7 protein-coding genes are annotated in these 13,533 nt (G+C 61.3%); 2 read left to right on the top strand and 5 right to left on the bottom strand.

The window, feature by feature from the left end; translation table 11 throughout:
• Positions 1 to 74: 74 nt before the first annotated feature.
• From PSH94_RS01660 to PSH94_RS01650, 3 genes are all read right to left on the bottom strand, one after another.
• Positions 75 to 1,427 carry a DUF3999 domain-containing protein gene (locus PSH94_RS01660; protein ID WP_305437710.1) on the bottom strand — a complete coding sequence of 451 codons (1,353 nt, stop codon included), beginning with the start codon at positions 1,425 to 1,427 and terminating at the stop codon, positions 75 to 77.
• On the bottom strand, positions 1,427 to 5,005 hold the full coding sequence (locus PSH94_RS01655) for a DUF2339 domain-containing protein (protein ID WP_305436239.1): 3,579 nt from the start codon (positions 5,003 to 5,005) through the stop codon (positions 1,427 to 1,429). Before PSH94_RS01655 ends, PSH94_RS01660 begins: the two co-directional genes overlap by 1 nt.
• Before the next feature lie 158 nt (positions 5,006 to 5,163).
• Complete coding sequence (locus PSH94_RS01650; protein WP_181080295.1) at positions 5,164 to 7,614, bottom strand: glycogen/starch/alpha-glucan phosphorylase; 2,451 nt, start codon at positions 7,612 to 7,614, stop codon at positions 5,164 to 5,166.
• 228 nt (positions 7,615 to 7,842) lie between these two features.
• Here PSH94_RS01650 and PSH94_RS01645 point away from each other — a divergent pair, with 228 nt between their 5' ends.
• On the top strand, positions 7,843 to 8,277 hold the full coding sequence (locus tag PSH94_RS01645; RefSeq protein ID WP_034095454.1) for a YkgJ family cysteine cluster protein: 435 nt from the start codon (positions 7,843 to 7,845) through the stop codon (positions 8,275 to 8,277).
• A gap of 96 nt (positions 8,278 to 8,373) precedes the next feature.
• On the opposite strand, the gene typA is transcribed toward PSH94_RS01645, so the two are convergent.
• Entirely contained in the window at positions 8,374 to 10,194 is a 1,821-nt protein-coding gene (gene typA / locus PSH94_RS01640; RefSeq protein ID WP_181080294.1) for a translational GTPase TypA, read from the bottom strand.
• Between the two features lie 139 nt (positions 10,195 to 10,333).
• Entirely contained in the window at positions 10,334 to 11,788 is a 1,455-nt protein-coding gene (thiI, locus tag PSH94_RS01635; protein ID WP_253510015.1) for a tRNA uracil 4-sulfurtransferase ThiI, read from the bottom strand.
• Between the two features lie 334 nt (positions 11,789 to 12,122).
• Between thiI and glnA the strand changes: the two genes are divergently transcribed.
• Positions 12,123 to 13,529 carry a glutamate--ammonia ligase gene (gene glnA / locus PSH94_RS01630; RefSeq protein WP_017529544.1) on the top strand — a complete coding sequence of 469 codons (1,407 nt, stop codon included), beginning with the start codon at positions 12,123 to 12,125 and terminating at the stop codon, positions 13,527 to 13,529.
• Positions 13,530 to 13,533: the final 4 nt, after the last annotated feature.

Here is a 13,533-nt window from a genome sequence, read left to right as displayed (position 1 = left end):
GCTTGAAAACCCGCGCAGTTTAGCGCGAGTCGGGGCTGATTTCCTCTCATCAGAGGATTTAACCCCAATAGAGTTCACGGCCGGCCCTGCGGTTTGCGCAACAAACTGTAGGCCATGGCTCCCAGCACGGCCACGCCCAGCAGCAGCACGGCCCATAGACCCAGCTTCTTCCAGTCGCGACCCACCTCGGGGGCTACGACAACGACAGCCGGTTTGACCACTGCCTCGCCCGCTACCCTGGCCTGCCCCAGGGCGCTCAGACGCTCGGCACTGTAGTCAGGGATCAGCGTGGACAGCGGCAGGCTTGCGGCCTTCACCGTGGTATTGCCCAGCGCCAGCGTGAACGGCGGTTCGCCCCGCGCCAGGAACACCACCTGCGTGGCGCGCACCGCATAACGCAACGCCGGCGCCTGGGCACCCAGACCACCGCCGCGCTCGTCCACCTGCAAGCGGATCTGGTTGAGCACCTGGCCCGGCAACGGCAACTCATCCTGCACCACGTCGTGGCCGTTCTGAGTCAGGCGATAAAGCAGGCCCGAGCTCAACGGCTGCCAACTCTGCTGGCTGTCGCGCCGCCCGGACACATTGACCGGCGCCAGGGTGTTGGGCTGCGATAATTCGATGCGCATGCGCTCGGCACTCAGGCCCGCGGGCAGTTGCCAGCTGTATTCACCGGCCCCCAATCGCTCGCCCGCCAGCGGCGGCGACCACACCAGCGGCTGCGGCAGGCTGCTGCGAGTAGCGCTTACCAGCTTGGCCGATGTCAGCACTGGCGCTGCCTGGCCCTGCCACAGCAGGCGCAGGTAACGCGCGGACTGACCGGGCAGGCTGACATCATGCTGTTCAACCCGTTGGTCGGCGAACGACAATCGCGCCACTTGCCCATCGCCCCAGGACTCCCAGTGCTGCAGGTCATCGCTGGCTTCGATAGTGAAACGCTGGAAGCCTTCCTGTTCAAGGCTCCAGTCGAGGCTCAACTGCTGCAACGGCGCCTTGATCGCACTGGCATCCAGCACCCAACCGCGCAGCACCTGCCCGCCGGGCTTGGCGGCAGTGGACGGCTTGATCTCTACCAGAGTGCCTTCGGTGGTGGTTTTCATCACCACGCCGGGTAACGTTTCGCGGGTGTCGGCGGCGTACAGCGGGAACCACTTCACGTCGGTCAGCACACGGCTTTCCGAGCTTGACGATGCCTGGCGCGACAACGCATACGCCTGCGGCTCGCCGGCGGCATTGAACACCCGCAGGTCGCTCAGATCGGCCTGGCGCGCATTCAGTTGTACGGCCAGGGGCAGTTCCAGGCGATACCAGGGGCCGTTGCCGCTGACGCTCAGCGGCACCTGCGTGGTGAAATCAGCCGGACCTTCCTGGGCCCCCACAGACAGCGCTACACACATGCCCGCCACGGCCACGCTCAACTTACCGATCAAGAGGTTGCTCCTTCAGTTTCCAATACGGGTTCGGCACGCTTGGGCGGCAGCGGTGCGAAATAGCCCACCACCAGCAACAACCCGCCCACGCCGATGAACGATACGATCCGCGCCAGGCCACCACGGTTGCTCAGCTCGACAAAGAACAGCTTGGCGACCACCACTGCGATCAGCGCCGCACCGATCAGCCATACATCGCGACGATGACGCAAATGGCCGCCGATCATCAGGCCGAGGGCGATCAGCGTCCACACGATCGACAGGCTGGCCTGCACCAGCATCGACGCCAGCAGCGCATCCAGCTGGAATGGCACGCCGCCCCAGTGGTGCGCGGTGCGCATCACCAGCGCGGTGAAGAACGCAAACAGCGAAACACCCGCCACACCTTGTGCGATCAGCTGCGCCCGTGGTCCACGTTGCGGCGCCACACTGCGCGACAACAGGTACACACCCAGCAAGGCGAACAGCAGGCCCAGGTCCAGCGGGTTGAGCAGCGGCACATACGGCAGCGGCTTGGCCGTGCCGTCGCTGAAGGTGTTGGCCAGCCAGAACCAGCCGAGCATCAACACCGCCAGGGGCAGCGCGGCGAGCACACGGTACTCACGCGGATACACCGCCACCGGCCACGGCCATTGGCGCGGCGCGGCGGCCAGCACCAGGTACAGACTCGGCAGAATCGCCCAACCCAGCCAACGCCAGGCGTTGTATTCGCTGGACAGGCTCAACAGGCCGTAACGCAGTTCCAGGGCCAGCACACCGATCAGCATCCAGCAGCCCAACACGTGGGCAATACTCAGCACTTTGCCAGGCACCACCGCCGCCAACCGCCGCAGCGAGACGAAATGCACGGCAAACACTGCCAACCAGGCCAGCCAGCCGTAGTGCGCCGCCGGGTGGTAATAGGTATGGGCGGACACCAGCAACACCATGCCCGCCGCCGGCATCAGCAGGGTGCAAAGCATGCCCAGGGAGGCCCAGCGCAAGCGCGTCGCGCAGGCACTCCAGATCGCCACGCTGAGCGCCGCAGTCCCCAGCAAGACGGAGCCTTGCAGCTCGTCGGGAATAAACCGCAGCACTTCGCCGCTCACCGCCAGGGTCCACCAGGCCGCGCCCCACACCAGCAGCAGGTCGGACAGACGCTGCAGCTTCAGCGCGGCAAACAGCGGCGCATGAGGCTGACGTTGCAGGCGCCAGGCGCCGACCAGCGCGGCCAGGCCCAGCACCATCGGTGTCCAGAAGCCGCTGTGCGCCAGGGGCCGCAGAGCCTCGCCGGACAACGGCCCGAGCAGCGCCGACACCGACAGCAGGAACGAACCGCCGCCGATCAGTTGCAGCAACAACCCAAACACAAAGCTCACGCGCTGTTGCAGGTACAGGCTCAGCCAGATAATCAACAAACCACTGAGTGCCCATACGCCACTGGCGCTGGCCCATGGCAGCACGAACAGCACCGCGAGGTTGATCAGCACCAGGCCGGCGAGCAATACCACCGATAACCCACGCAACAGCCGCACATCGCCGCGCACCCGGTCGTCACGCGCCGCCAGCAACATGCCGCCGATCAAGGCCAGGCCGATGAGTGACGCGGTCAACAAACCACTCCAGCCGGCGTCGAACACCGCTTCGCCTTCACCGCCCTTCAGGCGCAGCAGGAACAGCGCTCCGCCCAACAGTTGCACGGCGAACGCGGTAAACAGGAACGTCCTGGAGCCGATGCGCAGGCCGATCAACAGTGTCACCAGGCCGGCGACGGCCCAGCTGATCGCGGTACCTTGGGTCAGCAGCAGCAACGGTGCCAGCAGGTACAGGCAGCTCAAGCCAAGGCTGGCCAGTACCGGCAGGCCTTTACGCTCCCACTCTGCGGCCTGCTCGGTCGAAGCTTTGCGTAATTGATCGAAGCTGAACAGCAACGCCGCGCCCAGCAGCAGCGCGCCCAATGGCGCGCCTTCGAGTAGGGTGTGCTCGCCCCGATGCAGTTCGCTGAGGAACGCCAACGCAGAACCCAGTTGCAGCAACAGGCCGAATGCCCGGGCCAATGGCCGCTGCTGACGCAAGCCGAGCCAGAAGATGCCGGCACCTTCCACCGCCCAGGCGGCAGCGGTCCAGCGTGCGTCCAGCCCCAGTGGAATAGCCAGGCTGGCGAATATGACGCCCAGAGCCAGGCAGGTTTCCGCCAGCAGCAACGCGCGCCCGCCGCTGAGTATTCGAGCCAGGCCCATATAGATGATGCCCAGGCCCAACGCGCTGAACGCCGCCGCGAATTCCAGGTGCTGCACCAGCGCGAACTGCAGGCCAAAGCCCACCAGCGGCGGGCCGAACAGCATGCTGCCGTCGACGTAATCGCCCTTGGCCGCCGACCAGCGCAACAGTGCGCCACGGCTGTCGTCTTCCGGCGCGTCGCGCATCTCCAACAATTTGCGGCGCGCAAACAACAGGCCGATGGCCAGGTACATCAGGAAGAACAACACCAGGAACGGCTCGGTGCTCCACAGCAGTTCCGGGGTGTAGGAACGCAGGCCCCAGGCAAAGCCGATACCGAAGGTGCCGACGAAACCGATCAGGTTGAGCAAGCGCCAGGCCTTGAACCAGGCGATGGCGAGGATGCCGGTATTGAGCAAGGCGAAGTAACTGAACAACGCCACATGATTACCTGAACCGGTAGACGTCAGGATCGGCGCGGCAAACCCGCCAAGCGCCGCCGCGCAGGCCAGCCCCAGCGCGTCCTGGGTAATCGCCAGGATGGCCGAAAACACCGTCACCGCCACCAAAAGCCCAAGCGCCGCGCTCGGATCGATCAGCGGGTGCAGACGCATCGCGGCGAACACCGTGAGGTACAACACCGCGATCCCGGTGCCTTGCAGCATCAACCCATAGTGACTGTTGCGCAGTCGCAACCACCAGCCCAGGCCCAGCAGGCCGACGGCCGCCGCCGCCACACCGGCGTAACGCACCTCGATCGGCACCACCATGCCTTCGGTGGCATAGCGCAGCAGGAACGCCAGGCCGAGAAATAACAGCACCACACCGACGCGCAGCACGGTATTGCCGCCAAACAGCCAGTTACGCGCGCCGCCGAGGGCACGCTCAATCAGATTGGGGCCACGGGGTACGGCAGGTTCTTTAGCACGCGGTGCAGGTGCGGGTGCAGGTACTGGAGCCGATGCCCACACATCGTCGGGCAATGGTTGGCTGGCTTGTTTGGCGACGGCCACGGGTGCGAGGTCAGGCGGCAATTCCCAGACGAGTTCGGGCGCCTTGGTTTGCGGTGTGGGTGGGGTTTTGGCGGATTCGGCGACAGGCGCCTCGACAAACACCGCGCGTGCAGCCGGCGCAGGCGTGGGATCGGGTTGTCGTGCGGGTTTCTCCAATTGCGCCAGACGCTGCTCGACGGCGCTCAGGGCTTTTTGCGCGATCTCCAGCTGGCGCGCCTGTTGGTCCGCCTTGGACGACAGCATCGACAGGCGAATGGCCTGGCCAATGCCCAGCCCCAGCAGCGCAGCCATGCCTGCATCATAGAACGACTCATCGAGCGTCCAGCCGAGCACGAGGCCAACCAGCATGAAAATCCATTGCATCGACGATATTCCCTAAGCGAACCGGCGCTCAGTATATCGACGCGCAACCAATGTGGGAGGGGACTTGCTCCCGATAGCGGTGTACCAGTCCACATATCTGCAAACTGACACCCTGCCATCGGAGGCAAGCCCCCTCCCGTACTTTCGATTTGCCAGGTTTAGTCGAGCGCTTTCCAGATCTCGGTGGCGTATTCGCGAATGGTCCGGTCCGAAGAGAACCAACCCATCCGCGCGGTGTTGAGCACCGCCGAACGCCACCACGCCTTGGAGTCATGCCAATGCGCTTCGACCCGCGCCTGGGCATCCCAGTAGGAATCGAAGTCGGCACACACCAGGAAACGGTCGTAATCGATCAGACCGTCGATCAAACCGACGTAGCGGCCCGGATCGTCCGGCGAGAACACCCCGCCACGGATCGCCTGCAGCACATCGTTGAGACGATGGGACACGGCAATGTCCGGCCCGGCGTGGAATTCACCGGCGTGTTTGCGCGCTTCCACCTGCTGGGCGCTGAGGCCGAAGATAAACATGTGATCGGCGCCCACGCGCTCGTGCATCTCCACGTTGGCGCCGTCCATGGTGCCGATGGTCAGCGCACCGTTGAGGCCGAATTTCATGTTGCTGGTGCCCGAAGCTTCGAAGCCCGCCGTGGAGATCTGCTCCGACAAGTCCGCCGCCGGGATGATGCTTTCCGCCAGGCTGACGTTGTAGTTAGGCAGGAACACCACTTTGAGCAGTCCGCGCACGGTCGGGTCGTTGTTGACGGTGCGGGCGATATCGTTGGTCAACTTGATGATCAGCTTGGCCTGGTGATAACTCGCCGCGGCCTTGCCGGCGAAGATCTTCACGCGCGGCACCCAGTCGGTGCCCGGCTCGGCACGGATCGCCTGGTACAACGCCACGGTGTGCAGCAGGTTGAGCAACTGGCGCTTGTATTCGTGGATGCGCTTGACCTGCACGTCGAACATCGCCGCCGGGTTCACCGAAATGCCCAGGCGCTCGTGGATGATCTCGGCCAGGGCGCGTTTGCTGTGCAGACGCTGCTCGGCGAAAGCTTTACGGAAGGTCTGCTTCTCGGCGAAGGTTTCCAGCTCGCCCAGGCGCGTCTCCATGTTGTCGAGAATATCCGGGCCCAACGCGTCCACCAGCATCTGGGTAAGCTTGGGGTTGGCCTGGTACAGCCAGCGGCGGAAGGTGATGCCGTTGGTTTTGTTGTTGATACGTTCCGGGTACAGCTTGTGCAGCTCGGAGAACACCGTGCTGCGCATCAGTTGGGTGTGCAGGCCGGATACGCCGTTGACGCTGTGGGAACCCAGGAACGCCAGGTTGCCCATGCGCACGCGGCGGCCGTTGTCTTCTTCGATCAGCGACACGGCGCGCAATACGTCGAAATCGTGGATGCCCTTGGCGCGCAGCGAGTCGATGTGCTGGGCGTTGATCAGGTAGATGATCTGCATGTGCCGCGGCAACATGCGCTCCATCAGGCCGACCGGCCAGGTTTCCAGTGCTTCGGGCAGCAGGGTGTGGTTGGTGTACGACAGGGTTTCGACGGTCACGTCCCACGCGGCTTCCCACGGAATATCGTGCAGGTCGACCAACTGGCGCATCAATTCGGCCACGGCGATGGAGGGGTGGGTGTCGTTGAGCTGGATCGCGGCATGCTCGCCGAGGCTCAGCACCGAGCCGTGCATGTTCTTGTGGCGGCGCAGCAGGTCTTGCAAAGAGGCTGCGACGAAGAAATATTCCTGGCGCAGGCGCAGTTCCTGACCGGCTTCGGTGCTGTCGGCCGGGTAAAGCACACGGGAGATGCTTTCGGCGCGGGCCACCTCGGCGACGGCGCCCAAATGGTCACCGGCGTTGAAGCGCTCCAGGTGCAAGTCTTCGACCGCCCGGGCACGCCACAGACGCAGGGTGTTGACGCTGGCACCGCGCCAGCCCACCACAGGCGTGTCGTAGGCTACTGCGCGTACGGTCTCGGCCGGCGTCCATACCTGAATCATTTTGCCGGAAGCGTCCGGCAGGGTTTCCACCGCACCGCCAAAACCGACCGGGTAAATCACTTCGGCCCGCTCAAACTCCCACGGGTTGCCGAAGTCCAGCCAGCGTTCGGTCTGCTCCTGCTGCCAGCCATCGACAATCGCCTGGCGGAACAGGCCGTGCTCATAACGAATGCCATAACCGTGACCGGCAATCCCCAAGGTCGACATGCTTTCCATAAAGCATGCAGCCAGGCGTCCGAGGCCACCGTTGCCTAACGCCGCATCGGGTTCGAGCAGGCGGATGCGTTCCAGGTCGACGCCCAGTTCGGCCAGCGCATCGCGGGCTATCTCCAGCACGCCGAGGTTGCTCAGGCTGTCGTAGAGCAGGCGACCGATCAGGAATTCCAGCGAGAGGTAATACACCCGCTTCTGGCCCTTACGGTAGATGCGCCGGGTATGGTCCATCCAGTGTTCGACCATCTGGTCGCGGGCGGCAAGCGCAATGGCCTCGAACCAGTCGTGGTCGAAGGCATGATCGGGGTCCTTGCCCACCGCGTAGGTGAGTTTGGTCAAGACGGCATCGCGGAACGCGGCTACCTCTGCTTCTCGTGCAAGTGGTTCCTGAGACATCAAATGCGACCTCGGGCGAGATAGAAGGAGTTGCTAGAGCCTAGACGCTCTGACACGCGGTTGCAGGCTCTGGTTCGTCAATTTTTTAACTCATTTACTGTTGACGGGATTAGATGCAGGGGGCGTGCCCAATCCCTGCCGCAAAGGAAAAAGCTGAAAATATTGTTCAAAAAATCATCAATCCCGGTATGATCGCGCGCCCTGCTACCGCCCCATCCTGGAACCCTGATGAAGCCTCAACTGATCGCCGCCGCGGAACTCGACCGTCTCGAAACCTGGCAGAAATATTCCAGCCATATGTGCGGTGGCTGCGTGTCCAGCTGCTGCACGCTGCCGGTAGAGGTGAAGATCAAGGACTTGATCCGCATTGGCATCGTTGATGAGTTCGAACGCGGCGACCCGCCGAAGAACATCGCCAAGCGCTTGCAGAAGGAAGGCATCGTCGAGCGCTACAACAACAAATCCGAGATTTTTACCCTGCAGCGCATGAGCAACAACGATTGCCTGTACCTGGACCGCAAGACGCGCTTCTGCACCATCTACGACAAGCGCCCGGACACCTGCCGTAACCACCCGAAGATCGGGCCGCGGCCGGGGTATTGCGCGTATAAGCCTAAAGAAGTGGTGCGCGAGACTAACTTCAAGACCCTCGATAAGTTCTGATCTGATCGTTCCCACGCAGAGCGCGGGAACGTTCAGGCATAAAAAAACGCCCCCGGCCTTTCGACCGGGGGCGTTTTTCATTCAGCCTGAGTTAACTCAGTTCTTGGCTTTCTTGGCAGCGCGGGTACGCTCGCCTTCGTCCAGGATCTTCTTACGCAGGCGGATCGACTTCGGCGTGACTTCGCACAGCTCGTCGTCCTGGATGAATTCCAGGGCCTGTTCCAGGGTGAAGCGAACAGGTGGAACCAGGGCGATGGTTTCGTCTTTACCCGAAGCACGCATGTTGTCGAGCTTCTTACCCTTGGTTGGGTTGACGCCCATGTCGTTGTCACGGCTGTTCAGACCAACGATCTGACCGTTGTAGATCTCTTGACCGTGTTCAACGAACAGCTTGCCACGCGCCTGCAGGGTTTCCAGGGAGTAGGTCAGCGCCTTGCCGGTTTCAACCGAAACCAGAACACCGTTCTGACGGCCGGACATGTCGCCGGACTTCATGGTGTCGTAGCGATCGAAGATCGAGGTCAGGATGCCAGCACCGTTGGTCAGGGTCAGGAACTGGTTACGGAAACCGATCAGACCGCGAGCAGGGATGTTGTATTCCAGACGTACACGGCCCTTGCCATCCGGCACCATGTTGGTCAGGTCGCCCTTACGCAGGCCCATCTCTTCCATGACCTTGCCCTGGGATTCTTCAGGGGTGTCGATGGTGACGTTTTCGAACGGTTCCTGCTTCACGCCGTCAACCTGACGGATGATCACTTCCGGACGACCAACACCCATTTCGAAGCCTTCGCGACGCATGGTTTCGATCAGTACCGAGAGGTGCAGCTCACCGCGGCCGGATACCTTGAACTTGTCGGCCGAGTCGCCTTCTTCAACGCGCAGTGCAACGTTGTACAGCAGCTCTTTGTCCAGACGCTCCTTGATGTTACGGGAGGTCACGAACTTGCCTTCTTTACCGCAGAACGGCGAGTCGTTTACCTGGAAGGTCATGGAAACGGTTGGCTCGTCAACGGTCAGAGGCTTCATCGCCTCGACGTTGTCCGGCTGGCACAGGGTGTCGGAGATGAACAGCGAGTCCATACCGCTCACGCATACGATGTCGCCGGCGAAAGCTTCTTCAACGTCGATACGGTGCAGACCGTGGTGACCCATCAGCTTCAGGATACGGCCGTTGCGTTTCTTGCCATCGGCGCCGATAGCCACAACCGGGGTGTTCGGCTTGACGCTGCCGCGGGCAATACGGCCAACGCCGATAACACCCAGGAAGCTGTTGTAGTCCAGTGCCGAGATTTGCATCTGGAACGGACCGTCACGGTCGACTTTCGGCGCAGGTACGTTGTCGACGATCGACTGGTACAGCGGGGTCATGTCTTCGGCCATGTCGTTGTGGTCCAGACCGGCGATGCCGTTCAGGGCCGAGGCGTAGACGACTTTGAAGTCCAGCTGTTCTTCGGTGGCGCCCAGGTTGTCGAACAGGTCGAAGATCTGGTCCAGAACCCAGTCCGGACGCGCGCCTGGACGGTCAACCTTGTTGATGCACACGATCGGACGCAGGCCGGCTTCGAAAGCCTTCTTGGTCACGAAACGGGTTTGCGGCATAGGGCCGTCTTGAGCGTCAACCAGCAGCAGCACGGAGTCGACCATCGACATTACGCGTTCTACTTCGCCGCCGAAGTCGGCGTGGCCCGGGGTGTCCACGATGTTGATGTGGTAGCCGTTCCAGTTGATGGCGGTGTTTTTCGCCAGGATGGTAATACCGCGCTCTTTTTCCTGGTCGTTGGAGTCCATCACGCGCTCGTCGTTGAGCTCGTTGCGCTCCAGGGTGCCGGATTGACGCAGGAGTTTGTCTACCAGGGTGGTCTTACCATGGTCAACGTGAGCAATGATGGCGATGTTACGTAGATTTTCGATCACTTGTGTATCTCGATCAGAGGATTCGGTGTGCTGTCAGGTCGTGGCAGCGATTAACAGTAGAGTCAGGCCTTGCCGTTACAGCTTGACGGCAGAGTCGGGGGGCCGGTGACGCAGGCCACAGGCAAACAGCCCCGGGCTCTTAGCTCGGTCGATAAACGCGCACATTGGCATACCCCTCACTGAGCAAATGGTGAGCATGCAGGCGACTCATGACGCCTTTGTCGCAATACAGCAGGTACTGACGGCTGTTATCCAGTTCCTTGAAACGCGCGTTCAATGCATAGAACGGCAGCGTTTGTACGTCGATGCCAGGAATTTCCAGCGGCTCATCTTCAGCGGCATCCGGATGACGGATGTCGATGACGATCTGGCCGGCAAGGGCTTCGCTGACTTCTTCGATCTGCACATCCTGGCCCAGCTCGTCGATCACGCGATCGATCGGGACCAGCTTGGCGTTCTCGAGCGCACGCTCCAGAATCGCCATGTCGAATTCTTTCTCTTCATGCTCCACGCGGTGACGCTTGGCGTGGGTCTTGGGATTCACCGAAATGACCCCGCAGTACTCCGGCATATGTTTGGCAAAGGCGGCGGTGCCGATCTGCTCTGCCAGGTCGATGATGTCCTGCTTGTGGCTGGCGATCAGCGGGCGCAGCACCAGTTTCTCGGTGACGCAGTCGATGATCGACAGGTTGGGCAGCGTCTGGCTGGAGACCTGGGAAATCGCTTCGCCGGTCACCAGCGCGTCGATCTGCAATTGATCGGCGATTCGGGACGCAGCGCGCAACATCATACGCTTCAATACTACGCCCATATGACTGTTATCGACTTTGCCGAGAATTTCCCCAAGCACTTCCTCGAACGGTACGCTCACAAATAGCACACGCTGGGAGCTGCCGTACTTCTTCCAGATGTAGTGCGCGACTTCCATCACGCCCAATTCGTGTGCACGCCCGCCCAGATTGAAGAAGCAGAAATGGCTCATCAGGCCGCGGCGCATGATCTGGTAGGCCGCCACCGTGGAATCGAAACCGCCGGACATCAGCACCAGGGTCTGTTCCAAAGCGCCCAGCGGGTAGCCGCCGATACTGTTGTGCTGGCTATGGATCACGAACAACCGTTGGTCGCGAATTTCCATGCGCACTTCAATTTGCGGCGCTTTCAGGGAAATTCCGGCGGCGCCGCACTCGCGACGCAGCTTGCTGCCGACGTATTTTTCGACATCCATCGAGCTGAACGAATGCTTGCCGGCACGCTTGCAGCGCACCGAAAAAATCTTGCCTTCCAGCGCGCCGCCGTAGTGCCGCTTGCACTTCTCGGTGATGTCGTCGAAGTCGCCCAGCGGGTATTCGTCCACCTGCAGGAAATGCGCGATACCCGGCATGCAGCTCAGGCGCTCGGTCATGTCCTTCAAGGCTTTGGGGTCGGTGACACGGGTTTCCAGCTCGAGGTTGTCCCACACGCCATTCACCACCACAGCCGGGTCCAGATCGCGGAGCACGGCACGGATGTTCTTGGCCAACTGACGGATGAAACGCGTCCGTACCGGTCGGCTCTTGATGGTGATCTCGGGGAAGACTTTAACGATTAATTTCATGGAAACAGCGCGCGCAGGGCCTGCCGAAAAAGGGGGGCGCGGATTATAGCGGAAATCGCTCAAGGTTTAACCAGTTAATATGCACCTCAGCTGTCACGCACCAAAGAAGTGCATTTGATGCAGATGATGCGACATTGCAGTGCGCTGTTTTTGCGGTTTTGTCGCAATGCACCTTTATAGGGGCGTTTTTGGAACAGAAAACCCATGTTGGCGCACTGGCATGCAATTTGCTCTCTTGTGAGGCAGGTTGCCATGGCGGACTATCCGCGCCGGCATCACCCACATTCTAAGGGCTAACTCCACTACCCCAGCCCGAAGCCACCCGGAGGACACTATGTCGAAGTCGGTTCAACTCATCAAAGATCATGACGTCAAATGGATTGATCTGCGCTTCACGGACACCAAAGGCACTCAGCACCACGTGACCATGCCGGCTCGCGATGCGCTGGATGATGCGTTCTTCGAAGAAGGCAAAATGTTCGACGGTTCCTCCATCGCCGGCTGGAAAGGCATCGAAGCCTCCGACATGATCCTGATGCCGGACGACAGCACTGCCGTGCTCGACCCGTTCACCGAAGACCCAACCCTGATCATCGTCTGCGACGTGATCGAACCTTCGACCATGCAAGGCTACGACCGCGACCCACGTGCGATCGCCAAGCGCGCCGAGGAATACCTGAAGTCCACCGGTATCGGCGACACCGTATTCGTAGGCCCGGAGCCAGAGTTCTTCATCTTTGATTCGGTCAAATTCAAATCCGACATCTCCGGCTCGATGTTCAAGATCTTCTCCGAACAGGGTTCGTGGATGTCCGACCAGGACGTGGAAGGTGGCAACAAAGGCCACCGTCCAGGCGTCAAAGGTGGCTACTTCCCGGTCCCGCCGTTCGACCACGATCACGAAATCCGTACCTCCATGTGCAACGCCATGGAAGAAATGGGCCTGGTCATCGAAGTTCACCACCACGAAGTGGCGACTGCCGGCCAGAACGAAATCGGTGTGAAGTTCAACACCCTGGTCGCCAAGGCTGACGAAGTCCAGACCCTGAAGTACTGCGTACACAACGTGGCTGATGCCTACGGCCGTACCGCGACCTTCATGCCTAAGCCGCTGTACGGCGATAACGGTTCGGGTATGCACGTTCACCTGTCCATCGCCAAAGAAGGCAAGAACACCTTCGCCGGCGAAGGTTATGCCGGCCTGTCCGACACCGCCCTGTACTTCATCGGCGGCATCATCAAGCACGGTAAGGCCCTGAACGGCTTCACCAACCCGTCGACCAACTCCTACAAGCGTCTGGTCCCAGGTTTCGAAGCACCGGTCATGCTGGCCTACTCGGCTCGCAACCGTTCCGCCTCGATTCGTATTCCTTACGTGTCCAGCCCACGCGCTCGCCGTATCGAAGCGCGCTTCCCGGACCCGGCAGCCAACCCGTACCTGGCTTTCGCGGCCCTGGTCATGGCCGGCCTGGACGGCATCCAGAACAAGATCCACCCTGGCGACGCCGCCGACAAAAACTTGTACGACCTGCCGCCTGAAGAGGCCAAAGAGATCCCACAAGTGTGCGGCAGCCTGAAAGAAGCCCTGGAAGAGCTGGACAAGGGCCGTGCTTTCCTGACCAAAGGCGGCGTATTCAGCGACGACTTCATCGATGCCTACATCGAGCTGAAAAGCGAAGAAGAAATCAAAGTTCGCACCTTCGTACACCCACTGGAATACGAGCTGTACTACAGCTGCTGATCCG

The organism is Pseudomonas sp. FP2254 (assembly GCF_030687695.1).
Classification (GTDB): Bacteria; Pseudomonadota; Gammaproteobacteria; order Pseudomonadales; family Pseudomonadaceae; genus Aquipseudomonas; species Aquipseudomonas quebecensis.
This window is presented reverse-complemented; position numbering and strand designations above follow the sequence as displayed.

Coding starts and splice junctions, on each gene's coding strand:
- PSH94_RS01655 (WP_305436239.1), bottom strand. CDS start 5,005: ATGCAATGGATTTTCATGCTGGTTGGCCTCGTGCTCGGCTGGACGCTC.
- PSH94_RS01650 (WP_181080295.1), bottom strand. CDS start 7,614: ATGTCTCAGGAACCACTTGCACGAGAAGCAGAGGTAGCCGCGTTCCGC.
- PSH94_RS01645 (WP_034095454.1), top strand. CDS start 7,843: ATGAAGCCTCAACTGATCGCCGCCGCGGAACTCGACCGTCTCGAAACC.
- thiI (WP_253510015.1), bottom strand. CDS start 11,788: ATGAAATTAATCGTTAAAGTCTTCCCCGAGATCACCATCAAGAGCCGA.
- glnA (WP_017529544.1), top strand. CDS start 12,123: ATGTCGAAGTCGGTTCAACTCATCAAAGATCATGACGTCAAATGGATT.